The following is a 23,377-nucleotide window of genomic DNA, read 5'->3' as shown; positions in this document are numbered from 1 at the left end:
CGGTCGGCAGGTGCGCTGGTCGCCATGGCGGCGGTGTTGCTGTGCGCCGTCGCGGGGGCCGCGTCCGCGGCGCTGCACGCGGCGGATCTGCGGCGCGGGCCGCTGCCGGCCTGGGCGCAGCGGTATGCGCAGGTCACGGTCGAACTGGAGGTGACCGGCGACCCACGGGTGACCCGGCCCAAGGTGCGTGGGTCCCAACGGACGCCCCCGTCACTGGTGTTCACCGCCGACGCTGTCCGTTTCACCGCACCGGACGGTACGGTCACCGCCGTCCGTACGCCCGTCCTGGTCGTCGTACAGCAACACCGCGCGGGCGGAGCGGAAGACCGGGGCTCCCCGCAGGGCCGGGCGGCGGGCCCGCACGAATCGGGACGGGGTTCCGGCGGCGAGGCGGGCGGCGGACCGTCCCCGGCATGGCGTGGACTGCTGCCCTCGACCCGTATCCGCGTGACGGCACGCGCCGCCCCACCGATGTCGCCGGCCGACAAGGTCGCGGCCGTACTACGGGTCACCGACGGCGCGCCGCCACTCACGACCGGTGCGCCGTCCGCCCTTCAGCGGTTCGCCGGGGACCTGCGCGCCGGGCTCCGGGAGGCCACCGACGGTCTGCGTCCCGATGCCCGTGCGTTGTTGCCCGGCCTCGTCGTGGGGGACACCTCGCGGGTGCCGCCCGATCTGGACGACGCCTTCCGCGCCACCGACCTGACGCATCTGCTCGCGGTTTCCGGCAGCAACCTGACGATCGTGCTCGCCCTGCTCATCGGCCCGTCCCACCTCGCGGTGCGCGCCGAGCGCCGCGGGCTGGCACCGCTCCTGGGCCTGTCGCTGCGCGGCACCGCTCTCATCGGCGGCGCCCTCGCCCTCGCCTTCGTCGTCGTGTGCCGCCCGGACCCGAGCGTGCTGCGGGCCGCCGCCTGCGGGCTGATCACGCTGCTGGCGATCGCCACCGGCCGTCGCCGCTCCCTGCTCCCCGCGCTCGCCGCCGCGGTCCTGCTGCTGGTTCTCTACGATCCCTGGCTGGCCCGCAGCTACGGCTTCCTGCTCTCCGTCCTGGCGACCGGGGCGCTGCTGCTGCTCGCCCCGCGCTGGAGCGCCGCCCTTCAGCGGCGGCGAGTGCCGCCCCGGCTCGCCGAGGTGATCGCCGCGTCGGCCGCCGCGCAGGCCGTCTGCGCGCCTGTCATCGCCGTGCTCGCCGCCCGGGTCGGGCTGGTCGCCGTGCCCTGCAACCTGCTGGCCGAACTGGCCGTCGCCCCCGCGACCGTCCTCGGCTTCGCCACCCTCGCCGCCGCGCCGTTCGCCCTGCCTGTCGCGCAGGCTCTGGCGTGGTGCGCGGGGTGGCCCGCCGAGTGGATCGCCGGCATCGCGCGTACGGGCGCGGCGCTGCCCGGAGCGGAGTTCGGCTGGCCGGGCGGCTGGGCGGGCGGACTGCTGCTGGCGGCCGCCACCGTCGTCCTGGTGGCCGTCGGCCGCAGGGCGCTGCGCCGCCGCTGGCTGGGCGTGCTGTGTGCGCTGGCCCTGATCCTGGCGATCTGGCGTCCGGCCCCGCTCACCCGCGTACTCACCGGCTGGCCACCGCCCGGCTGGCGGGCCGTGGTCTGCGATGTGGGCCAGGGGGACGGCCTGGTTCTGGCGGCCGGGGACGGCACGGCACTGGTGGTGGACACCGGTCCCGAGCCCCGAGCCATGGACCGTTGTCTGACGGACCTGGGCATTCGCCGCATTCCCCTCCTCGTGCTGACACATTTTTTCTCTCCACGGTTCGAGACTGTCTCGCGCTGGACCCGATGGGGTGTGAGGGTGGCTTAGGCCCCTCCAGTCTCTTGTGTTACTTCTTATGATCATAACTGTCTCAGGGGGTTTCTCCGTGTACTTGTTCTTTGCCAGAGCTGATCTCGTTGACCGATGGCCGCCCGATGGGCCGGTCTCTCCGGAGGAGACGCGACGGCTGTTGGAGTATCGGGGCATCGTCGAGGGGACGCCGGTGTTCCTCGACAGCCAGATGCGACCCGTGGAATGGCTGTGTGCTTGGTTCCGGCAGTTGTCGTACGAGAACAGCGACCCGAAGACGATGAAGTCGTACGCGTACATCGTGCGGCGGCTGGTGGAGTTCTTGGCCAAGCGCGGTGCCGATCTGGGTACGGTGACGGAAGCAGACTTGGTGGCGTTTCGCCGTTCGAGGACCGAGCTGCAGAAGGTGCCGGTCGACGACGGCACCTGGGATCGCGACGCCGTCGTGATCAACCTGATGTACACGTTCTTCCAAGAGCAGGGGTACGTGCGGCGCAAGCCGGTGCGGATGAAGCGCAACGGCGGCAATGGGCTCAGCTCGGGCGTCCAGCGCGAGATGGACGTCCGCCACATGACGGTCGAGCAGTACTTGTACTTCCGGGATGTAGGGCTGGGCGGTCAGCTGCCCGGAGCGGAGATCAACGAGTCGTTCAGGGGCTGGGCTCCGCACCGGTCCAAAGCCGGCCTGGAGTTGGCGTTGCTGACGGGGATGCGCAAGCAGGAGTGGTCCACGCTGTTGCTGCCGGAGATCGGCGAAGGCTGGCGGAACCCGGGTGAACCGGTCGAATTCGACTTGCAGGAGTGCGCGAAGTACAAGCACCACCGCGAGGTCTACATCCCGACGGCCGCGCTGGAGACGGTGGGCAACTACTGCCTGCTGGAGCGGGCGGAGATGGTGGAGAGGTCGGCTCGGGCATTGGCCGGCAAGGCCAAGGACCTGTTCGTCGTCGAAACGGTCGATATCGAGCAGGGGAAGCTCAAGGGCGTCGATCGGGGCAGGCGGCGGACGTTCACGATCTCCGCGATGGGCCCGGACTTGCGTCGGCGGACGGTCCGGGAGTGTGAGGGCGGGCTGGAGGCGCTCGCGGTGTTCGTGGGACACGGCGGGCTGCTGCTGGGCCCCAGCTCCTGGGACCGCATCCGCAAGGATGCCTGGCGGCGGATGCGGGAGCACTCCGCGAACGAGCAGGCTCCGCCGCTGCCGCGCAAGGCATGGCGTTTCCACGACGCCCGGCACACGTTCGCCCTCCAGCTGCTCAAGTACCTGATGGGCCTGGTCGCCGAGCAGGACGCCGTGCGGGCGAAGGCGAACGGCTTGCCGACGGTCGGCGACCACATCGCCTTCAACCCGCTGCTGGTGCTCCAACGCAGGCTCGGACACAAGTGGTTGTCCTCCACCTACACCTACCTGCGGTATCTGGAGGACCCCATGAACTACATCGACGACGCATTCCGCGCGTGGTCGGAACACGACGGTGCCACCTACAGCGAGATCGCGCTGCGCGCCCTGGAAGGAGAGGGACCCGATGCCGCGTCGCGGTGAGTTCGAACCGGTCGCCGAGTCGGAGGAGCCCGAGGGGCCGGTGGCCGTGGAGCCCACCCGGATCGGACGGCGTGTGGCGGTGGCGGCCTACCGTGAGGGCACGGCCGAGCGGGTGCTGGATCCGGGAGCATACGCCTGCTCCACGCTGGTGGCCCAGCTGGCCGATGAGTGGGTCGACTACACGGCCTTGACCCGGCCGCAGATCGGCACGGTGGTCGGCTATCAGATCGCGGTGAAGTCGCTGGCCGCGTGGGCCGACAAGCATGCGGAAGCGCCGCAGGACCTGTCCTTGGACGGGGACGGTCTGGCCATGGTGAAACTGATCCTGGACTGGACGCGGAAGCTGCCGAGCGGCTATAAGGCGGGCTCGCAGCGCCCCTCGGAGATCGCGTCGCAGGTGCGGTCGCTGATGCAGCTGCGAGCCGAGCGGCTCGGCACGTCCGTCGCCGAACCCGTCCTGGCACTGCTGGGCGGGCCGCCGTGGATGCGGGTCGGGACGGGCAACGAGCTCGATGAGTTCTCCCGGAAGGAGAAGAAGGCCCTGATCCGGGCCGCCTGGGCGGACGTACGGGAGATGGACGTACGGCTGGAGCGCGGGCGGAAACTGCTGGCCGGGGCCGCCGGGCACCCGGCCGTACACGGCTGGCAGGACCCCGCCAACCTGCTGTGGGCGCTGGCTGAGGGTGCCATGAGCGGTCGGGAGATATGGAAGCTCCTGCCGTCCCCGGTGCTGTGGTCGAAGGCACTGAGTGACCTGGCCGCGATGCGGGGCCCGGTCCTGGCCGTCAACGCCCGGCATCAGCTGATCATCTCCCTGGCGAATCTGCTCTATCCGCGCAGGCGGGAACTGCATGCCTTCCGCGTCTTGCTGACGGCGGCCACCGGTGCGAGCCCGGAGGAGATCACGAAGTTGACGGAGGACGATGCGGAGTTCACCACCGGCGGCGTGAAGCTGAGGATGACCAAGCTGCGGGCCCGCCGGGTTCGCACCCGGATGTTCCGCGACGCCCAGGACGTCTCCTTCCCCAACCACGGCACGCTGAATGTCGCGGAGATCGTCACCAGGATGCTCGCGGTCACCGAACGGGCCCGCCAGGACTACGACGCCGACCCGGCCCCACTGTTCTTGCAGGTAGCGGTCTCGCCCGCCGGCGAGGTGTCCTTGTCGAAGTTCCACCACACCGGCCCCGAGGGCAGCATCCGCAAATGGGTCGGCCAGCACGGACTGAAGATTTCCGAGCCGATCAACATCCGCCGGATGCGCAAGTCGGTCAAGGTCGAGAAGGCGATCGCCTACCGGGGCGTCGTCTCCGACATCGCGGACGACCACACCGTGCAGACCTACCGCGGCCACTACGCGCACGGCACCACGCTGCACGTGATCTCCGGGGCCACCGTCAACCGGGCCCAGGAACGTTGGCTGGAGCGGGCACTGAGCGGACCGGTGGTCCTGGACGAGAAGAGCAGTGACGAGCTCAAGACGCCGCCCGCCCTTCAAGCATTGGGGCTGACCAGCAAGCAGGCCGAGGAGATCCGTACCGGGGAACTCGACATGGGGGTCACCAGCTGCCGCGATCCGTATGCCTCGCCGTACAACAAGGCGGGCGAGCTGTGTGCGGTCGCGCCGCTGCGGTGCCTGGAGTGCCGCAACGCCTTCATCCTGCCCTCCAACCTTCCCCAGCTGCTGCTGTTCGCCGACCACCTGAACACCCTGCGCAAGCGGCTGGCCCCGCCGCACTTCCACACCTTGTGGGGCCAGAGCGAGGCCAACTTGAAGGCCGTACTGGGCGAGCGCACACCGGCGGAGACCGACAAGGCCCGCCGGCAGATCGAGACACAAGGACTGCGGCTCCAGCTGCCGCTGTCCGCCTACACGGAGTTCGACAGATGACCGACACCGCTCACGCCCACGTTCTGCCGCTGCCCAGCGCGCTTTTCGGCGACGATGAACCCGTTCTGCAGTCCCATCCGCTGCTGGAGGGCGTCGAGGTGCCCCGGTTCGGGCAGGTCGATGTGTGGCGCTTCGACGCGGTCCGCAAACCCGCCAACGTCTCCGCCGCGATGTGGATGACCCGCTTCGCCGGGCTGGACCCTGTGTGGAATCTGCGGGCACGCGAGACGCTGATGGCCGTGCTCAACCCCGCCCACCCCAAGGTCGTGGAGGCCGGCGCCCATCTGCGGCAGAGGATCGCCGCACCGCAGACCGTCTACCACTACAACGAGCACCTCCGTCACCTCGCCCGCTGGGCCGGTGAACAGGGACTGCCCGCTGACCTGAGGCTGTGGCAGTTGGACGACGTGCGGGCCTGGATCACCAAGCGCCGGGGCGAGATCGCCCCCTCCACGCTCAGCAAATACGTCGGCCACGTGCGGCTGCTGATTTCTCTGGACGGGATGCTGACTGGGGGCGGGCTGCCCCGCGACCCCTGGCCCAACCTCTCGAACCGGGCGGTGGCGGAGTGCGCCTCCGCCGATCCGGTGACCACGAAGAACCTCACCCCCGAGGTCTGGTTCGCCGTAGTGAGGGCGGCCTGGAACTACATCCACGTCTTCGGCCCCGACATCCTGGCCGCCCGGGACCGCTACCGGAGCCTGCGCGATCAGTGCCTGCCCGGCGCGGCCGGCATCGAGGAGCGGGCGAACGCCTACTTCGACCGCCCCGACGCCATCATCCCACTGCACACCGAACGCTCGAACGCCCACGTCCACCAGCGCACCCGGCAAAACGAGCGGGGGGCGGCGATCAACTGGCAGATGCTCTCGCTCCTGCTGGGCGTGCATCCCTCGAAGAAGTCGGGCATCGCCTCTAACCAGCATGCCAGCGTCGAGCGGATCCGCCAGCGGGCCGCCCAGATGGTCGCCGAGGGCCGGGGGGTTCCCGGCGGCTTGTTCACCGAGCATGCCCAGATCACCCGCACGGACGGCACCATCGGCCCCTGGCACCCGGGCCTGTGCCCCCGGACCCTGGCCCACGAAAGCACCGCACTGCGAACAGCCACATACCTCTTCGTCGGGGCCCTGAGCATGATGAGAGACTCCGAATTGCGCGAGATCACCCGCGGTTCGGTGGTCGAGTACTACGGGGCCCCGGCGGTGGCCTCCACGAAACGCAAACTCGACGAGGACCTGCCCCGGGAACGCTGGTGGATCACCGAACCGGTCGCCGAGGCGATCGCGGTCGCCGAACAGCTCTCCTGGCACCCGGACCTGATCTTCGTCGGCGCCGACGGCGCCGGACTGGAGGAGGGCGAGGAACTGCCCGACAGCCCCTGGTTCTACAGCGGTTCGGCCCTGAACAGCTTCGTGGCCCGCGTCAACCGGCACACCGCCGACCACGGCCTGCACATCCCGCCCGGCCCGATAGCGCCCCACATGCTCCGCAAAACCATGTCGATGCTTACCGCCACCGAGCCGGGCGGCGAGATCGCGCTGGGCATCCAGCTCAAGCACGTCGCGGTGAGGGCCCTGGCCAACCGCACCACCGAGGGCTACGGGGCCCCCGACGCCAACTGGGCGAAACTGCTGGACACCTCCCTGGAACAGGTGCGCTTCAACCGCCTCAGCGAGTTCTACGCCACCTACAAGGCCGGCGGCGTCATCGGGTTCGGCCCCGGCGCCGAGGCGCTGACCGCCACCTTCGATGCCGTCAAGGAGACCGCCCAGCAGATGACGGCCAACGGCCTGGCCCGCCAGGGCGATGCCCGCGTGGAGTACGACCTGCTGCGCAAGGCGAAGATCTCGCTGCGGTTCGGCACGTTCAACCACTGCATGTTCGACGAGCACAACCCTGCGGGAGCCAAGTGCATGGAGAACACCAGCATCCCGCCGGGGCACCAGGGGCCGCTGATCGACCGGTGCCAGCCGGGCCGGTGCGCGAACAGCCTCATCGGAGTGGAGCACGTGAAGTTCTACCAGTCCGAAAAGGGCAGCCTGGAGCGGCAGTTGGAGACCAAGAAGATCGCGCCCTGCCACCGTGAATCCTTGCAGCAGCAGCTCTCCGAGGTCGAGAGCGTGATCGCGAAGGTGGAGGGATGAGCACGTCACCGGCGACCGAGAAGGCCCTGCGCGAGGCAATGGCCCGCCTGATCGCGGGCAAGCCGCAGACCACCGACGGCAAGCTGACCAAGGAAAACCTCTACCGCGAGGCCGGGATCAGCCGGGCCACCATGAACCGGGCCACCGAGATCATGGCCGAGTGGGACGCCTACGTCGAGACACACGGCCGCCGCACCCGGGGCGAGACCCAACGGGACGCCGAGATCGCCGAACTGACCCGCAAACTCAAGGCGAAGACCGCCGAGTGCACCGAGCTGAACCGCCGCCTGGACGCCGCCGCCACGGTGATCGCAGCCCTCCACCACGACAACGAAGCCCTGCACGAACACCTGGACGCCCGCGCCGGAGGCAACGTGCGGTCCCTGTCCGTCCGGCGCGGGGAAATCCATGACCCACCGTGATGGGCCGGAACCGTCCGTCTGACGAGGGCCACGGGTGAGCGGGAGGTTCCGTCATAGACGGGATCTCCCGCTTCGTTCCAGGGCCGTGGCCTGTTCGGGGCCGGGCGAGGGCGGGCACGTGGGAGGATTTTCAGGCGTGCTGTGACCCCACCGACCGAAAGATGAGCGTTCATGCGCGACGAGAAAATCAGTGATTTCCTGGCCCGGCTCGCCGACCGCCTTCCGGCCCCGGGCGGGGGTGCTTCGGCGGCCCTGCACGCCGCCCAGGCGGCGGCTCTGCTGGGCATGGTCGCCCGCTACAGCACCGGCGAGAAGTACGCCGCCCAACCGGGCGGACATTGAGCGGATCATCGACGAGACCGACGAGCTGCGGGCCGTTGCCCTGCAACTGGCGGAGGACGATGCGGCGGCGTTCACCTCGGTCACCGACGCCTACAAGCTGCCCAAGGACACCGACGAGGCGAAGGACGCCCGCTCAGCCGCGATCGCCAAGGCTCTCGGCGGGGCGGCGAAGCCGCCCACCGAGGTGATCGCCGCAGCCCTGGTCGCGGTCAAGTTCGCCGAAGAGCTGCTGCCGATTGGCAACCGCAACGTCATCACCGACGTCGCCGCCGCCGAGGCCGCGCGGGCGGCAGCCACCACCGCCCGGGTGAACGTCGAGATCAACCTGGGTGGCATCAAGGACGAGAAGATCCGTGCCGAACTGGTGGCCGAGGCCGCCAGGGTCGACGACATCGCGAACCGGGCCGAGCAGGTCACCGCCGCTGTCCGCAAGGAGATCACCAAGTGAGCGCCACCGTCCTGTCCGGCAAGGAGTTGGCCGCCGCGATCCGCGCCGAGACCACAGCGAAGGCCGCCGAACTCACCGCGGCCGGCACTCCGCCGAAACTCGCCGTCGTGGTCGCCACGGCGGACGAGTCCAGTGCCTGGTACGTCCGCTCGATCGCGAAGGCCGCCGCGAAGGCCGGCATCACCTGCGACATCGTCGACCTCGGCCCCGATGCGTCCGACACGGACATCCGCCACCAGCTCGCCTCCCTGAGCGTGGACGAAAGCGTGCACGGCGTCATCCTGCAGACCCCGCTGCCCGACGGCGTCAACGCCCAGGACGTGGCCCTGGCCATCGCGTTCGAGAAGGACATCGACGGCGCCAACCCGCTCTCGCTGGGCCGTCTGGCCGCCGGGCTGCCCGCGTTCGCCCCGGCCACCGCCGAGGCCGTCGTACGGATCCTGGACCATCACCAGGTCGAGCTGACCGGCCGCCACGTCGCGGTCGTCGGGCGCTCGACGGTAGTCGGCAAGCCCGCCGCCCACCTGCTGCTGGACAAGAACGCCACCGTCACCGTCTGCCATTCACGCACCAAAGACCTGGCCGCCGTCACCTCGGCCGCCGATGTGGTGGTGGCTGCGGTCGGCCGGGCGGGCCTGGTCACCGGCGAACATGTCGCCCCGGGGCGCTAAGCGTTGATCTTGGATCTCGGTTAGGTCACTGCCGGGCCCGGAGGCCAGCAGCCCTCTTGCAGGACCGCGAAGAACATAACTCGGGGGCCTGCCCTGCTGCAGTGGTGTCCTGCGGGCTGTCAGGTGCGCGCGGTCTCCTTGGCTGTCTGGTACCAGTCCGGGGAGCTGAGGAGCTTGCTGTCCGGCATGTAGTTGAGCGGGTCGAGACCGGTGACGGAGCCGAACTCCCCCGTTGCCCCGCTGGCGGTTGTGAAGTCCTGGTACTTGATGAGCTTGCGTGTGGTGCTGTCCGCGTACATCTTGGCCCAGTTCTTCTCGAGGTCGACGATGGGGCCGTCGAGCCCCCGCATGCCCTTGTTGCCGAATTGTCCGGCGGACAGGTCGAACGCCCAGCGTCTGCCGTCTCGCTTTCCCACGACGACGTAGTGGTTCGCGTACGTGCGTTGGTCGACGTTGTCCCAGATGCCCATGCCCCGGAACTTGATGTTGGTGTAACCGTTGTTGCGCATGTAGGAGGCGACAGGATTCATCAGTGCCTCGCACTTGCCGGCAGGATTCTCGATCAGCTTCCCGAGGGTCTTGCCGGCGAAGCCCGAGGGGTAATCCAGAGCTTCTGTGAGGGCGTGGTTCCGCAGGGCGGTCTCCTCGGCGTTCAGGGCGGTGGAGGAGATGCGCGAGCGCCCTGTCTCGATGCGGAATTCCGGCGCGCTCGTGTCTGCGTACACCTTCACACGCCGGCCGTCGGAAAGCCGGATGCGGTTGTCCGCGAAGTTCAAGATGTCATCGCCGAGCATGTTCACCTTGGTGAAGCCGGGTGACAGGGAGTTCTTGAGGCCCGCGTTGTTGATTCCCGCCATCTGTCCGTTGCCCATGCTCAGCATGGCGTGGATCATTTTCCGCTGCCCGCCCTCCCGCACGACGAAGCCGACACGGTGGCCGGGCCCGAGACGGGCCAGGCTCTCGGCGTTCTTGATCTCCTTCCCCGCGCCGCCGAGGAAGCCGCGGAAGTTCTGGGCCCGGGTCGCCCCGAGGGCCAGCCGCTCCTGCTTGGTGATGATCCCGGCCATCTCCTGCAGTTTGATGACGGCGTCCCAGCACACGGCACCGTTCTTGGTCATGGTGCGAGTGAACGCCGCGCTGTTGGTGCCGGCCGCGGCGATCCGGGCGGCCCGTGCGCGCGGCGGAAGATTCAGCAGCGCTACCTTGCTACGCGCCGCCCGCATGGTGTTCCGCACCGTGTGCGCCGCGGCTGAGGCGCTGTGTCGGGGAATGCGCACTCCCTTCAACGCTCTTCCGGCGAAGGCGAGATCGAGAACGGCGCCGCCCGCCGCCAGCATTCTGCCCAGCTCAGCGTCCTCCATCGCCTGGCGGTAGACGGCACCCCGATCGGCATTGTGCGCGATCGCCTCGTCGTAGTGTGCCGAGGCGAAGCCGAAGCCGGCCCCGGAGCCCAGAGACACCGCGGCACCGATGCCGCCCGCAGCCCCGATCGTCACGGGAAGGGTCACCAGGCTCAGAGCGATCATCAGGTCGCGCTTGAACATGGCGTCGTGGTCCCGCTCGTGCTCGGCCGACGTGTAGACCAGGCCATCAAGGTTGGACAGGGTCCGGGTCTTAGCGGCCTGCCACAGTTCGTGATGAGTGGCGTGGGACTGGCGGAAGGTGAGCCGGGGGACGGCTCCTTGGGGCTGGGTGTAGGTCCACGGGGCCTGGAGTGTCCGCGCCGGCTTCAGCGGTTTGAAGTCCGCCGGCCGTGCGGCATCGTTCTCGAATCTCGACAGATGCTTGCGGATGAAGTTCTCGTACGCACTCGACGCGTCGTCCGTCTTCCACAGGTAATGCTCACCCGTCTCGACCGACACGAGCAGCCGGTGGCCTGCGTGGCCGACGGCGACAACGCCGGGGACTACTTTGTCCCGGAACTCCACCAGGCTCTCCTGGTGGTCGCCGGCGAGCCACGCCGCCGCGAGCAGCCTGGCCAGATGTTGCGATTCGGCGAAGATCCGGGCCATCGCGCCCCTGAGCCGGTCCTGGGAGAACTCCGTGAACGACTTCTTGAAATCGTCGCTCCCCAGGAGGCGTTCGGCGTCCGCAGCCGCTCTCGTGGCGATCCCCGCCCGGACCTCCTTGCCCTGAAGCGCCTGTGCGATCGGCTGGGGAAGGCCCGCCGGAGGGATGAGTTCGACGGCGCCGCTCGTCCCCGTCACCTGGGGGTTCCTGCGCTGCGGCTCGCCGAGTGCGAGCTCCCCGGTGGTGACCGTCCACCGGATGTCGAACCGGCCGCCGTTCATCAGCAGGGTGTCGGGCCGTCTGGCGGGCCTGGCGACGGCGGTCCACAGGCCGTCGAGATCCACGCTCTTCGCGGCGGCCGAGCCACTCACCTCTTCCAGGACTTCCCTGGTGACCGTGTCGAGGTACTCCTGCCGCGCGGTCTCCCTCCGCTCCAGGGAGTCGGCGCCCCGCGCCAGCCCGGTGAAGACCCGGTCTGTGCCACCGGTCCAGTCCTCGGCCTGGGCATCGGTCAACGAGGCCAGGGGAGCGGGGCCGTGGCCGTCGGCTGTGGCCCGCCGCTGCCGGGAACGTACGGGTGCCGCGTCCGCGCCCGGCACCGTGAGGGGATCCCAGTCCGGCGTCCAGTTCCACACTGCCCCGGCGGCATCGGTGAGCCAGGCCGCCGGGCCCTGACCGGACGGACCGGGGGACGGCGGGAACTGCGAGTCCGTGCCCGGCATGACCACCCCGGGCACGACTGTCAGATTGGTGGCCGGTTCGGTGGGACCGGCCGGCGGGCTCTGGCCCTCGCGCGCCGAGAACACCGGACGCTCCGGCCGCCTCGGTGGCCGGGCGTCGGGGACCATCAGCTGGGCCGGGTCCCCGATGCCGTTGCCCTGCGCCCACAGGATGAGCAGCAACTGCTGCCCGTACGTCAGCCCGTGCCCGGGGGTGTGCCGGGCATTCCTCATCATCTGCTGAGTCAGACGCTGGTCCTGCTTGTGCCCGGTGCGCTTGCCGCCCCTCGGGCCCTCGGGATGTCCCTTCAAGTGCCGGTACTGATCCCGGTGGTCGTACTGCTGCGGCATGTCGTCCCTGCATGTGTGACGGATGACGGAAAACGGCCGCCGGCCAGGGCGGCCTCCGAGTCCGCATTGAGTGCGTCCCGGCCCAGGTGAGGCTACCGACGCCAAACGAGAACGACCCTTGCCGAAAGAAGACAACAGCCCGGCAAAGGTGACAGTCCGGCCAGGCCACTGAACCTCGCCCGAGCTACCGACCCGTAGGCGCACCCGGTAATCCTGACGACGGCATGGGCCCACCACGCACAACCCCACCCCGCTTGACACCAGACAAGATGAGATGTCTGCCATCAAATTTCCTCATGGGCGGCATCTCCACGCTACGAGGGGGAGGGCAGGGGTGGCCGTGAAACGGGCAGAGCCCCCGGACGGCTGAGCAAGTTGTCATGCTCAACTCTTCGGTCTGGGGGCTCTGTTGGTGGATGTCCCGCACGCACTCGTGGAGCGGGTGGCGATGCTGACCGCCACCCAGGACGGTGACTGCCGGTCCTTCCGGGCCGGCCCCGTGATCTGGCCGCGGCCGCCGGCACCGGATCACCGTCACCTGCGTCCGGCTCGACAGCCCCTGGCATCCCCGTACTCGCGGACAATGCCTACCAGGGCGCCGGCGGCATCGCCGCCGTAACCCACCGGCGACGGCCGGGCAAGGGCCTCACGGTCAAACGGAGGTGCGTCAACCGGGCCCACTCCCGCATGCGGTGGCCGGTCGAGAGGACGATCGCCCGGCTGAAGACCTGGCGACTCCTTCGCAAGGCACGCTGCAGTCCGAACGTACTCATGTCGATCACCAAAGCCCTCCTCGCCCTGGGGACTCACCGGTGAAGACGCTCAGTGGATCGGGACGACCAGGCCTGCGGACGCCTCCGCGCAGGCGGGGTTGGGGTACCGCTCGTTGAACACCGTGATTATGCCGTTCCACGTGCCCATGATCTCGACGTCCACGGGATCGGTCTCGGGAGCCTTGCAGGAGGGGTCGGCGCCGGGCCGGAGTGTCAGCAGGTTGCCGTCGGCCTTCCGCAACTGGTCGCAGGCTGCGGACGGGTCCGGGTGCTGACCGCCATCGGGGAGGCAAGTCAGGGAGTACTGACGAATATCGCTCCCGTGGAATACCAGGATCCCGAACCCGGTCGGCCCGTCATCATTCGAGGCGGCGTGAGCGGGTGCGGTTGCGGCCATCGCGAAAGCCGCGACTGTCATGGTGACGAGCGATATGACACGCCCTGCCATGGTATTGCGAATAGACATGGAGTCTCCTTGCGAGGCAGCGCAGGGCGTGCCCCGTTCGATATCATTACCCGGCCGGAAGGCCGCAGGCAGTCAAGATCAAACCACTCGTACAGTTTCCTGTCGAGAGCGTTCCGTGGCGAAGATTAAATGACCAGGTTCCTGGAATTTGGGATAGAGAAATCAGTCGAACAAGGTCTACGCGGAATCAACCTTTGGCTCATTGCGGTCCAGTTGTGTTGCCGGGTCTCGGTAAAGTCGTGTGGTGGGTGTGGTGCTTGACGTCCATGTGATTGAAGGAGAGCCTCATGCAGCCCGCCTGTGTCATATCGACTCATCCTGGGCTGGACCGGCTGAGCCAGGTTTGTGACAGGGGTACGGGGCCAGGGCCTCGGCAAAGTCGTTCAGGTGAGGCCGAGCATGGCCAAGGGGCGGGTGTAGCCGCGGGAGTTGTGGCGGAGGGCTGCGGCGGTGCTGGCGGCTCCTGCCAGACGGCAGGTGCTGATGGCGAGGTTGCGCAGGCATGCCATCGCTCGGGGGCCGTTGAGGTGCCGGATGGTGCGGCGGATCCGGAATGCCTGAGCCGCATAGGGGAAGTGAAGACCTGCCGGAACGGTGACCGCGAGGACGGCGCGGTGCCCGCGGCGGCCGTGGCCCCGGTTCCGCTCCCGGGCCCGGCCGGGGATGTCGGCCAGGGCAGTGCGCTGAGCTTGGCGAACAGCGTCGGCTGGTTCTCCTACCGTCAGCACGTTGTCGGCGTCCTTGTCTTCGACGCGGTAGCGGGCGTGGGCGCGCTGGGTATGCAGAGCGTCGGCGGTGACGACCTTCCCCGCCAGGCCAAGCGGGTCGAGCAGGGGCTGGAACCGGGTGATCTCGTTCGTTTTCCCGTCGATGTCGGTCTGTCCGAGAACGAGCCCGCTGTCATGGTCGAGGGCTGCCATCAGGTGGACCTGCCCGTTGTCGGTGCGGGCGCCGCGCAGGGTCTTGCCGTCCACCGCAACGGCCGGCCGCATCCCCGCCGCCGGCGTGCTCTCCTCGGCCTGTTCGGCGAGCCAGCCGCATACCGCCTCGTCAAACGCCTGACCGTCGATCAACTGCAGGGTCCGGCGGACCGTCGACTCACTCGGCACGCCCCTCGGCCCGCTCGACGGGTGACAGCGTGCATCAAGGGCCTCGAGGATGGCTGGGGCAGGTCCGCGGCCCACTCACCGTCGCGGCGAGCCGCCCGAACGCGCGCCGCGTCCGCTGACCCGGCCGGCCCCGGCAGCCAGGTGCTCGTCCATCTCGGCTTCCAGGGCGGCCTGCATCAGGTGCTGGGCCAGCTCCGGCAGCAGACCGCCCTCGCCCATCAGCCGCAGCCCCTCCCCGCGGACCTTCTCGGCCGCGAGCGCGGCCAGCTCCTCCAGCAACTCGCTGGACGGACCGTTGTGCGACACCGGCATCGACTTCACGTCGGCACCCTCAGCGCTCATGCTGACCTCGGCAAGCGACACGCTCTCCACGGTCTCGATCAGGTGACCTGTCGTCGTACTCATCAGGTGACTCCTTCGGGGAAGTCCACACCTGATTCATGACACTCCCCGACTTTGTCGAGGCCCTGGCCGGCAAGGGGCTTTGGTCCTGCTGGGACGAAGCGGGCAGCAGTAGGAGTTGACGCAGCTGCATTGTGTGGGGCGAGGTGGTGCGGCCGGAGAAGGGGGACGGGCAGCGGGTGCCTTCTGCCGGGCTGCGCTGACGCATCGCGCGGTCCGGCACGGGGCGTGGTGCGGGGGTTATGCCGCCTGGAGGGCAAGGGTGGGGGAGAGGCGGGCTGCTCGGATGGCGGGGTAGAGTCCGGCCACCGTGCCGATGGCGAGGGTGGCCGCGAAGCCGCTGGCCATGGCTTCGGGCGGTACCACCCAGGGCATTCCGGCGGTGGCGGTGTAGATCCAGGTGGCGAGCGAGCCCAGGACGATGCCTGCGAGTCCGCCGAGTCCGGAGAGCATGAGGGATTCGGTGACGAACTGGAGTCTGATCTGGCCGCGGGTGGCGCCCAGTGAGCGGCGCAGGCCGATCTCGTGGCGGCGTTCCAGCACTGAGATGATCATGGTGTTGGCGACTCCGACTCCGCCGACCAGCAGGGCGACCGCGCCCAGTCCCAGCAGCAGGTTGGTGAAGGCTCCTTCGGAGGCGGCCTTGGCTTCCAGGGCGTCGGAGGGCTTGGAGACGTTGACCTCGGTGGGGGCTTGCGGGTTCGCCGTGCGGGCCAGCAGGTCGCGTACGTATTCCACCTTGGCGTCGGCCGACTTCTCGTAGATCGTCGTCGGATGGCCGTCGAAGTCGAGGAGTGTGCGTGCCGCTTCCCAGCCGATGAGCGCGGAGGCGGCGATCTCCTCCGCGAGCGGGAGAGGGGCGAGGATGCCGACGACGGTGAAGTACCGGCCGCCGAGGTACACCTGGCCGCCTGGCTCGGTGACGCCGAGCCGGCTGGCGGCGTGGTCGCCGAGCACCACGGCCGGGTACAGGCCGTTGGCCGCGTTCAGCCAGGTGCCCGCGGCGACCTGGCCGCCCAGGGAGTCCAGCAGTCCCTCGGATGCTGCTTGGACGCTCAGGCCGCTGGTCCGGGTGCCGGGGATGTGCTCGGACCGGTAGACATTGGCCTCCAGCGAGCCGGTCGCGCCGACATGTTCCACGCCGTCGATCTGGCTGATCATCTGCGGTGCCTTCTGAGGGAGCTTGGCCTTGCCGCCGGTGGTCATGCTGCTGCCGGGAGTGACCTTGAGCATGTTGGTGCCCAGCTTGTCCAGTTCCTGGAGCAGCTGGGCCTTCGACGAGGAGGAGATGCCCACGACGGCGATCATCGTGGCGATGCCGAGTGCGATGCCCAGTGCGGAGAGGATCACCCGCATCGGGCGCCCGCGGAGCCCGGCGGAGCCGACCTGGGCCACGTCGCGGGCGCTGAGCCGGGCCGGTACCAGCTTTCCGGCCGGCTGGGTCGGGGTGTCCTCGCCACTGGGTACGTCTGTGGCGCCGTGACGTCGTCTGCGGCTCATCGTGTACCGCTTTCCACTGCTATGCGGTCCCAGTGGGTGTCGTCGACGACCTGGCCGTCGCGGATGCGGACCTGGCGGGGCAGGGAGGCGGCCAGCTCCATGTCGTGGGTGATGACGGCGATGGTGGCGCCGTCCGCGTTCAGCTCGTGCAGGAGGTCCATCACTGCCTCGCCGGAGGCCGAGTCGAGGGCGCCGGTGGGTTCGTCCGCGAGGAGGACGTCGGGCTCGCCCGCCACAGCCCGGGCGATGGCCACGCGCTGTTTCTGGCCGCCGGACAGTTCGTGGGGACGGTGGTGCATGCGGTCACCGAGTCCTACGCGTTCCAGCGCGTCGGCGGCGCGTCGGCGGCGCGCGGCGCGGGTGAGGCCGCAGTAGCGCAGTCCTTCGGCGACGTTGGCGAGTGCGCTGGCGCCCGGTACGAGGTGGAATGCCTGGAAGACGAACCCGACGTGCTGGGCTCGCAGAGCTGACAGGCGCCGGTCGGTCAGGGTGCCCACGTCGTGCCCGGCCAGGGTTACTGTGCCGGCGGTGGGCTGGTCGAGGGTGCCCACGATGTGCAGGAGCGTGGACTTGCCGGAGCCCGAGGGCCCGACGATGGCGAGCAGTTCCCGCTCGCCGATGGCGAGGTCCACCCCCCGCAGGGCGCAGACGCCTCCGGGGTACTCCTTGGTGACTCCGGTGAGGGTGACGACGGCCGTTGTGCCGGGCTGTGCTGCGGTGGTCACTTCGGCACCCCGACCTTCATTCCCTCGCGCAGCCCGCCACCGGAGACCTCGACCCTGCCGTCGGCGAACAGGCCCATGTCGACCCGGACTTCACGGGTGCGGCCGTTGTCGACCACCTGCACGCCGAATCCGCCGCCGGGCAGCGCGACCAGGGCCTCGACCGGCACCGACAGCACATTCTTACGGCTCTCGCCCGGCAGATGGACCGTGACGGGGGCCTGGTCGATTCCCTTGACCTGGTCTGGGTGGTCGAATTCCACCGTGACCGTGAATTTCGGGTCCTGTTCGCCGCCGTCCGGTCCTCCGTCCTTGTCCGGGCCCTTGGCGTCGCGGCCGATGTCGGCGATGCTGCCGCCGGCCTTGGTTCCGTCGGGCAGTGCGACAATCGCCTTGCCGTCGGCTTTGAGCCGGCCTGCCTCGGCCGGTGTCACCTCGAACTCGACGATGCGCCCGGCGCCGGTCGCGGACAGCACCGCGCTGCCGGGAGCGAGCCGGGTGCCGAGAGAGGCCTCGGATTTGTCTATCCGCAGGGCGCCGGACCCGAAAGCGATCTGTCCGGGGGTCGCCTTGCCGGTCTGGGTGACCCCCTTGGCCTTCTGCCATGCCTTGAGGCCCTTGGCGGTACCCGGGGTGAACTTGTCGTCGGCCGCGAGTCCACCGCCGTAGCCGAGCGCCCGCAGGTTCTGCTTCAGCTGCCGTACGTCCTCGCCCGTGTCGCCCTCCTTCAGCTCCCGGTACATCGGCCGCTCGCCGTACATCAAGAACACCGGCTGGCCGCTGACCTCGTAGAGCTTTCCGCCACGGGTGACCGTGGATCCGCCCTTGGGCAGCCAGGTCAGCACACCCTGCGCCCCCGCGCTGATCTTCTGCGGGGCGGCGAAGCCGAGCTTGCCGGGCTTGTGGACGGCTGCGTTGAGGTCTGCCCGGCGCACCTCGGCGGTGCTCTGCGGCAGGCGGCTGCCCGCCTGGGTGCCACTGTCCTTGCCGGAGGGTTCGTTCATGGCGTTCACGGCGAATCCGCCGCCGGTCACCGCCAGCGCCGCCGTAGCGGCGGCCAGGACCAGGGCTCGTCTCCTGGTCACTTGTCCTCCCGCGCGGCGTTGCACTTCTTGGTTGCCTTCTTGAACTCCTCGGAGTCGGCCACCTCGGGATCGATACGCCCCATCGACAGGCCACCTTCACCGAACTCGGGGTCAGCCATGTCGACACCCTCCTTGCGCATACACGCGGCGAAAGCGAGCGCCTTGTCCTTGTCCGCCTGGGAGATCTCTTCTCCCCCGCCCGCGCCGTCGGCCAGATCCTTGGCGCCGCACTCCTTCTGAAGTTTCTTGAATTCCTCAGGGCCCATACCGTCTGGCAGCACCATGCCGCCTGCCCTGCCGTCTCCCCCCTTGTCGATCTTGACTCCCTTGTCGCGCAGGCAGTCCTCCATTTTGGCCTGCTCGGCGCCGGTGTCCTGAGAGCTGCCCGTGGCCGTCTCGTCAGAGCCGCCGCTCGAGCAGGCGGCGGTGAACAGGGCGAGCGAGGACAGGCCAGCCACCATGGCCAGCTGCATCCGGTGTGTCTTCATGCGGTGCCTCCCAGTGGGTGTCGTTGCCGCAAGAGTGACCTCGACTGGCGTGACAGTTCTCTAACAGGCACTGTTATGCCGCTGAAATGCCCGGACGGGTACAAAGGGTGGATGCGCATACTGGTGGTGGAGGACGAGCCCCTGCTCGCCAAGCTGATCTCCGAAGGCCTGCGCCGCGACGCCCTGGCGGTGGACGTGGCTCCGGACGGCCTCGAGGCGATGGAAAGGCTCCGCTTCAGCGCCTACGACGTGATGATCCTCGACCGGGACCTGCCGGGCCTGCACGGCGACGAGGTATGCCGCCGGACCGTGGCCCAGGGCCTGCTCACCCGCATCCTCATGCTCACCGCCGCAGCCTCCCTGCACGAGAAGGTCACCGGCTTCGGCCTCGGCGCCGACGACTACCTCGGCAAGCCCTTCGCCTACGAAGAACTCCTGGCCCGCGTCCTGGCGCTGGGGCGGCGCGCCCGCCCCGCTCTACCGCCCGTCATGGAGGAGGCCGGGATCAGGCTGGACACCACCACCCGCAGAGCCTCCCGCGACGGCCGCCCGCTCCAGCTGTCCCGCAAAGAGTTCGCGGTCCTGGAGACCCTGATGCGCGCCGGGGGCGGCGTGGTCAGCGCCGAGGACCTCATCGAGGAGGTCTGGCCGGAGCACACCTCCTACGTCAGCAACACCGTCCGCGTCACCCTCAGCCGGCTGCGCAACCGGCTGGGCAACCCGCCAGTGATCGAAACCCTGCCCGGCCACGGCTACCGGCTCGCTGGCCCGGGCGCCGGAGCGGCACCGTGACCGCCGGTCGGCAGACCGGCGCGACAGGGCGGCGGCGACTGCCCTGGCCGCCCGCCGGCGAGCGGCTCCGCCTGACCACGCTGTACTCGGCCCTGACGCTGCTGGCCGGCGGCGGGCTCATCGCCCTGGTGTACCTGCTGCTGAAGGAAAACCTGTCTTCGAGCATCGAGAGAGCTGTCGTGCGCGGCTCCCTCGGCGGCGCGGCCTCCCCCTTCCCCACCGCCCCGCCCACTGCGGCCCCCGTGGAACCACCACCCGCCGAAGTCGAAAGGGCGTCCACCGACCTCATCACCCCCCTGGTCACCTCAGCCACCCTGCACAGCCTGCTGACCGTCTCCCTCATCGCCCTGGCCGTCTTCGCCGCCGTCACCGTGATGCTGGCCTGGTGGATGGCGGGCCGGGTACTGCACCCCGTCTCGGTGATCACCGAAACCGCCCGCAAGCTGTCAGGGAGCAACCTCCACGAACGGATCGCCCTGGACGCGCCCCCCGGACAGCTCAAGGAGCTGGCCGACACCTTCGACGGGATGCTCGGCCGGATCGAACGGCTCGTCGGCGCACAGCAGCGGTTCGCCGCCAACGCCGCCCACGAGCTGCGCACTCCCATCACGCTGCAACGCGCCGCCGCCGAGATCGGACTCGCCGGTACCCCCGACGCCGAGCAGGTCGCCTACATCCGTACCGAACTCATCAACCTCGCCAAGCACAGTGAACAGATGATCGAGGGACTGCTCCTGCTTGCACGGTCGGACCAGCACGTGGAACGCGAACCGGTGGCCCTCGACGCAGTTGCACAGACAGCTACCCTGGCACTCGCCGAGGAAGCTGCAGAACGCGGCATCACACTGGAGACACTCGCCCGGCCCGTGACGGTGGGCGGCGACAGCGTGCTCCTGGAGCGGCTGGTCCACAATCTGGTGAGCAATGCCCTGCGCTACAACCACCCCGGCGGCCGCGTCCACGTCAGCACCGGACCCAAGGGCCTGAAGGTGTCCAACACCGGACCGGTGATCCCCCCGGAAGCCGTCCCCCGCCTCTTCGAACCCTTCCACCGCATGACCGAACGCCACCGCGCCGCCGGAGAAGGCGTAGGACTCGGCCTGTCCATCGTCGCAGGCATCACCCGGGCACACGACGCAGAAATCAACACGGACGCACACCCCGGCGGGGGCCTCACCATGACCGTGCACTTCCCGCCACAGCAACCCGAAGAACGGTGACCTCAAGGGGGCACACAACGGCTGAGGGATGCTGCGCATCTGAGGGTGAGCCAAAACACGAAAACAGTCCCTACTTCCCACCTGGCACCACTTGAGGGCGTGGTGGGCCAGGTGCCAGCCCTGTACTCAGGCCGTGGCGGGCCGGGTGAGATGCCGCCCTGCTACCGCGGACGCCTTTGCCAGTAATCCAACGCGCCAGTATACGGGCGCCGCACATACTCCTCTATGGGAACCATGCCAACTTTCGCGATGCCGCCGGAAATGCTCCTAGCAGCACTTCGGCCAAGCGTTCCAATCTCAGCCTGCGCAATCGATTTCGTCCCGCCCTTCAGCGCCGCCTCGATCGAGCTACCACCTGAAACCATTCCCGGTGGGTTGAGGATGGTGGCCAGCCATGACAGAACCTTATCGGCCGTCGTTGGCTGAAATCTGTACCCTGGCCCTCTGGACTCCCAGGCCTCGATCTCCGCACGGGTATGCCGAGTATTCTGTCGCATTTTCGCCCCTTATTGCATTTAGGGTCCTTCTCTACTGGCATGTTCGCGGTAGCGTGTCCTGTTCCTGATCCGCCAGTGGAGAATTCGATGACCGTGCTGCTTGCCGCGATGCTGTATGCGCGGCCGCTCATCGGCCGCCGATGATGATGCTCCGCGGACTGGCGAGCCGGTTCCTTACGAACCCAACACACTTCTATAGATAGCGGAACATCGTTAAACCCAGTGTGTGCGGCTTCTTTCACATCTGCAACCTCAACCTCGATTCTTCCGTGGTGATCACTGCCGTGTGAGGTGACGGGTTCACCCTAGGGCCCGGCGTATGCCCGGCTCACCCGATCTTGAGTCGGCTGGTGCCGGTCCCCGGAAGCAGACGAACACGGCCCCTGGGATCATGGAGTTCTCTACGCTTCAAGATCCACGAGGGTGTCGTGTTCGTCCCGGGGCCCTGAACCGCTCCAGCCGGGCCTTGGACAGCTGCTACAGGAGTCCGCCCTCCCCGGCCAGCGGGGGCCGGCGGGGCACCGGCGGCATCCGCCGAGTCGCTCAGCTGCTCGACCAGGGCCTCGACCTGCCCGGCCAGAATGGCCCAGGCCCCGGCCCCGGCCGCCTCGGAAACCCGGGTCTCAGCGAGTCTCTCTCATCCTGAATTCTCGCAGGTCAGGAAGGTGCGGACGACGGTGACGATACGGCTGATGCGGTTGGTTGAACAGTGTGCCCGGCGGAGGATGCGCCAGGCACTCAGCCGGGCGAAGACGCGCTCGCCCAGGGCTCGCAGACGGGCATGGACACGGTTGAAACGTTGGCAGTGCCCGGAAGTCCACGGTGGCCGTGGTACGGGGTGCGGAAGGTGGCGCCAGCACCCTGGCAGGCGCGGTCGGCGAGGACGAGGATCTGCCGGGGAGGCAGGCATGACGATGCCGTGCGCGCGGGCAGCGGCCAGGTCGCGCGTCCGCCCGGGCAGCGCGCGAGAACCCCAGAGGATCCCCTCCGGATGGTCGATGACCTGCACGTTCATCCCGTGCTGCGTGCGCTCCTGCGAGGAGTGCGGCTCGGCCGCTGCGATGCGAGCGAGGAGTTCGAGCGTCCGCCGACGTACCGCCAAGCCGTGGACCCAGACACCCGAAACCGGCCCCGGCCTGCGCGAACGTCTCGTTCCTTTGCGGATGCGCCAGCACCAGGAGAGCCTGCCTGAAGCAACCCAGCTTCCGCCAGGGCGACTTCCGTTCACGCCGACGGGCGTGAACAGCCACCGGACGTGCTCGACGAGCTCGTCCGGGACATCCCCCCGAACGACCGGATCGAGTTGCAGGCGGTATCGCAGGGCATGACGATGAAACGGACGGCGCGCTGGTTGGTCTGCCCAGGAAGCTGGTGGCCGGCAGCGAGATCGTCGCAAGGAGCATTCCGGCACAGCCGCGAACCGTGCTCATGAAACGCCGGCACCAGCCTCGCGCAGGCGGCGGTGCGTGTGCGGTTTGTGCCCTCGTGAGCCGTGGCGGGTGTGCTCGCCCGACTGGCGGCGGCCGCAGGCCAAGGCCGCCGCAGGCACAGCCGTCAACACCTTGAGGTCGCATTCGGTGAATGGGATCCGAGCAGACAGCACGGCCCAACCTCGGGAGAAGGAGACACCGTGATCCCCGGCGAGATCATCTACGTCGACGACAACGAGAAAATCACTCTCAACGCGGGCCGCCCGACCCTCGGCCTCCTCGTTCACAACACCGGTGACCGGCCCATCACGGTCGGCTCCCACTGCCACTTCTTCGAAACCAACCCTAAATTGGACTTCTTCCGCGATGAGACGCGAGGTTATCGACTGCACATTCCGGCTGGCGACCTCCTCCGCTTCGAGCCCGGGCAAACGAAGCAAGTGATCTTCGTCAAGCTCGCTGGAGCCAGGGGGGTCGAGTAGTCGGATCGTCCCGCCGCGTCCCTCAGCCTCATCGTCTCCTCCATCCCCCTTCTGTCTGTGCCGTGTGGCGCGGAAAGGTATG

At 68.8% G+C, this 23,377-nt stretch carries 19 protein-coding genes and 2 pseudogenes; 12 read left to right on the top strand and 9 right to left on the bottom strand.

Going from position 1 to position 23,377, the window contains the following annotated elements; translation table 11 throughout:
- Positions 1–24 precede the first annotated feature (24 nt).
- From ACLJWH_RS16515 to ACLJWH_RS16480, 8 genes and pseudogenes are all read left to right on the top strand, one after another.
- A pseudogene (locus ACLJWH_RS16515) lies at positions 25–1,746 on the top strand (ComEC/Rec2 family competence protein); the annotation flags it as partial.
- Between the two features lie 202 nt (positions 1,747–1,948).
- On the top strand, positions 1,949–3,331 hold the full coding sequence (locus ACLJWH_RS16510; protein WP_411142459.1) for a hypothetical protein: 1,383 nt from the start codon (positions 1,949–1,951) through the stop codon (positions 3,329–3,331).
- Entirely contained in the window at positions 3,315–5,222 is a 1,908-nt protein-coding gene (locus tag ACLJWH_RS16505; RefSeq protein WP_411142458.1) for a hypothetical protein, read from the top strand. Before ACLJWH_RS16510 ends, ACLJWH_RS16505 begins: the two co-directional genes overlap by 17 nt.
- Complete coding sequence (locus tag ACLJWH_RS16500) at positions 5,219–7,366, top strand: integrase (protein ID WP_411142457.1); 2,148 nt, start codon at positions 5,219–5,221, stop codon at positions 7,364–7,366. The genes ACLJWH_RS16505 and ACLJWH_RS16500 overlap by 4 nt, the downstream gene beginning before the upstream one ends.
- A complete protein-coding gene (locus ACLJWH_RS16495; protein WP_411142456.1) occupies positions 7,363–7,788 on the top strand; it encodes a hypothetical protein in 426 nt (141 codons plus the stop codon). Before ACLJWH_RS16500 ends, ACLJWH_RS16495 begins: the two co-directional genes overlap by 4 nt.
- Positions 7,789–7,959: 171 nt before the next feature.
- Positions 7,960–8,130 (top strand): cyclodeaminase/cyclohydrolase family protein, encoded by a 171-nt coding sequence (locus ACLJWH_RS16490; protein WP_411142455.1) that lies wholly within the window; start codon positions 7,960–7,962, stop codon positions 8,128–8,130.
- Positions 8,126–8,578 (top strand): cyclodeaminase/cyclohydrolase family protein, encoded by a 453-nt coding sequence (locus tag ACLJWH_RS16485; protein ID WP_411142603.1) that lies wholly within the window; start codon positions 8,126–8,128, stop codon positions 8,576–8,578. Before ACLJWH_RS16490 ends, ACLJWH_RS16485 begins: the two co-directional genes overlap by 5 nt.
- Positions 8,575–9,249 carry a tetrahydrofolate dehydrogenase/cyclohydrolase catalytic domain-containing protein gene (locus ACLJWH_RS16480; protein WP_411142454.1) on the top strand — a complete coding sequence of 225 codons (675 nt, stop codon included), beginning with the start codon at positions 8,575–8,577 and terminating at the stop codon, positions 9,247–9,249. The genes ACLJWH_RS16485 and ACLJWH_RS16480 overlap by 4 nt, the downstream gene beginning before the upstream one ends.
- A gap of 119 nt (positions 9,250–9,368) precedes the next feature.
- On the opposite strand, the gene ACLJWH_RS16475 is transcribed toward ACLJWH_RS16480, so the two are convergent.
- Positions 9,369–12,329: a hypothetical protein gene (locus ACLJWH_RS16475; RefSeq protein WP_411142453.1), complete on the bottom strand. Its 2,961-nt coding sequence runs from the start codon at positions 12,327–12,329 to the stop codon at positions 9,369–9,371.
- A gap of 474 nt (positions 12,330–12,803) precedes the next feature.
- On the opposite strand from ACLJWH_RS16475, the gene ACLJWH_RS16470 reads away from it, so the two are divergent.
- Entirely contained in the window at positions 12,804–13,145 is a 342-nt protein-coding gene (locus ACLJWH_RS16470) for a transposase family protein (RefSeq protein ID WP_411142602.1), read from the top strand.
- Between the two features lie 6 nt (positions 13,146–13,151).
- Here ACLJWH_RS16470 and ACLJWH_RS16465 read toward each other — a convergent pair whose 3' ends face one another.
- The 7 genes from ACLJWH_RS16465 to ACLJWH_RS16435 all read right to left on the bottom strand — a co-directional run bounded on the left by ACLJWH_RS16465 (position 13,152) and on the right by ACLJWH_RS16435 (position 18,874).
- Positions 13,152–13,568: an SSI family serine proteinase inhibitor gene (locus tag ACLJWH_RS16465; protein ID WP_411142452.1), complete on the bottom strand. Its 417-nt coding sequence runs from the start codon at positions 13,566–13,568 to the stop codon at positions 13,152–13,154.
- A 383-nt stretch (positions 13,569–13,951) separates the two neighbouring features.
- Entirely contained in the window at positions 13,952–14,677 is a 726-nt protein-coding gene (locus ACLJWH_RS16460) for an ISAs1 family transposase (protein ID WP_411142451.1), read from the bottom strand.
- Positions 14,678–14,752: 75 nt separating this feature from the next.
- Positions 14,753–15,082, bottom strand: a complete 330-nt coding sequence (locus ACLJWH_RS16455) for a hypothetical protein (protein WP_411142450.1) — start codon at positions 15,080–15,082, stop codon at positions 14,753–14,755.
- A 237-nt stretch (positions 15,083–15,319) separates the two neighbouring features.
- A complete protein-coding gene (locus ACLJWH_RS16450; protein WP_411142449.1) occupies positions 15,320–16,579 on the bottom strand; it encodes an ABC transporter permease in 1,260 nt (419 codons plus the stop codon).
- The gene (locus ACLJWH_RS16445) at positions 16,576–17,304 is read right to left on the bottom strand and encodes an ABC transporter ATP-binding protein (RefSeq protein WP_411142448.1); all 729 of its coding nucleotides are present in this window, start codon (positions 17,302–17,304) and stop codon (positions 16,576–16,578) included. The genes ACLJWH_RS16450 and ACLJWH_RS16445 overlap by 4 nt, the downstream gene beginning before the upstream one ends.
- Positions 17,301–18,386 (bottom strand): peptidoglycan-binding protein, encoded by a 1,086-nt coding sequence (locus ACLJWH_RS16440; protein WP_411142447.1) that lies wholly within the window; start codon positions 18,384–18,386, stop codon positions 17,301–17,303. The genes ACLJWH_RS16445 and ACLJWH_RS16440 overlap by 4 nt, the downstream gene beginning before the upstream one ends.
- Complete coding sequence (locus tag ACLJWH_RS16435; RefSeq protein WP_411142446.1) at positions 18,383–18,874, bottom strand: hypothetical protein; 492 nt, start codon at positions 18,872–18,874, stop codon at positions 18,383–18,385. Before ACLJWH_RS16435 ends, ACLJWH_RS16440 begins: the two co-directional genes overlap by 4 nt.
- A gap of 111 nt (positions 18,875–18,985) precedes the next feature.
- On the opposite strand from ACLJWH_RS16435, the gene ACLJWH_RS16430 reads away from it, so the two are divergent.
- Positions 18,986–19,666, top strand: a complete 681-nt coding sequence (locus ACLJWH_RS16430) for a response regulator transcription factor (protein ID WP_411142445.1) — start codon at positions 18,986–18,988, stop codon at positions 19,664–19,666.
- Complete coding sequence (locus ACLJWH_RS16425) at positions 19,663–20,886, top strand: sensor histidine kinase (RefSeq protein WP_411142444.1); 1,224 nt, start codon at positions 19,663–19,665, stop codon at positions 20,884–20,886. Before ACLJWH_RS16430 ends, ACLJWH_RS16425 begins: the two co-directional genes overlap by 4 nt.
- Positions 20,887–22,020: 1,134 nt before the next feature.
- Here the strand turns inward: ACLJWH_RS16425 and ACLJWH_RS16420 are convergent.
- Positions 22,021–22,704, bottom strand: a pseudogene (locus ACLJWH_RS16420) (transposase family protein).
- Between the two features lie 309 nt (positions 22,705–23,013).
- Between ACLJWH_RS16420 and ureB the strand changes: the two are divergent.
- Positions 23,014–23,295: an urease subunit beta gene (gene ureB, locus ACLJWH_RS16415; RefSeq protein ID WP_411142443.1), complete on the top strand. Its 282-nt coding sequence runs from the start codon at positions 23,014–23,016 to the stop codon at positions 23,293–23,295.
- Positions 23,296–23,377: the final 82 nt, after the last annotated feature.

It is taken from the genome of Streptomyces sp. x-80, assembly GCF_046549095.1.
In the GTDB taxonomy this organism is placed as follows: domain Bacteria; phylum Actinomycetota; class Actinomycetes; order Streptomycetales; family Streptomycetaceae; genus Streptomyces; species Streptomyces celluloflavus.
This window is presented reverse-complemented; position numbering and strand designations above follow the sequence as displayed.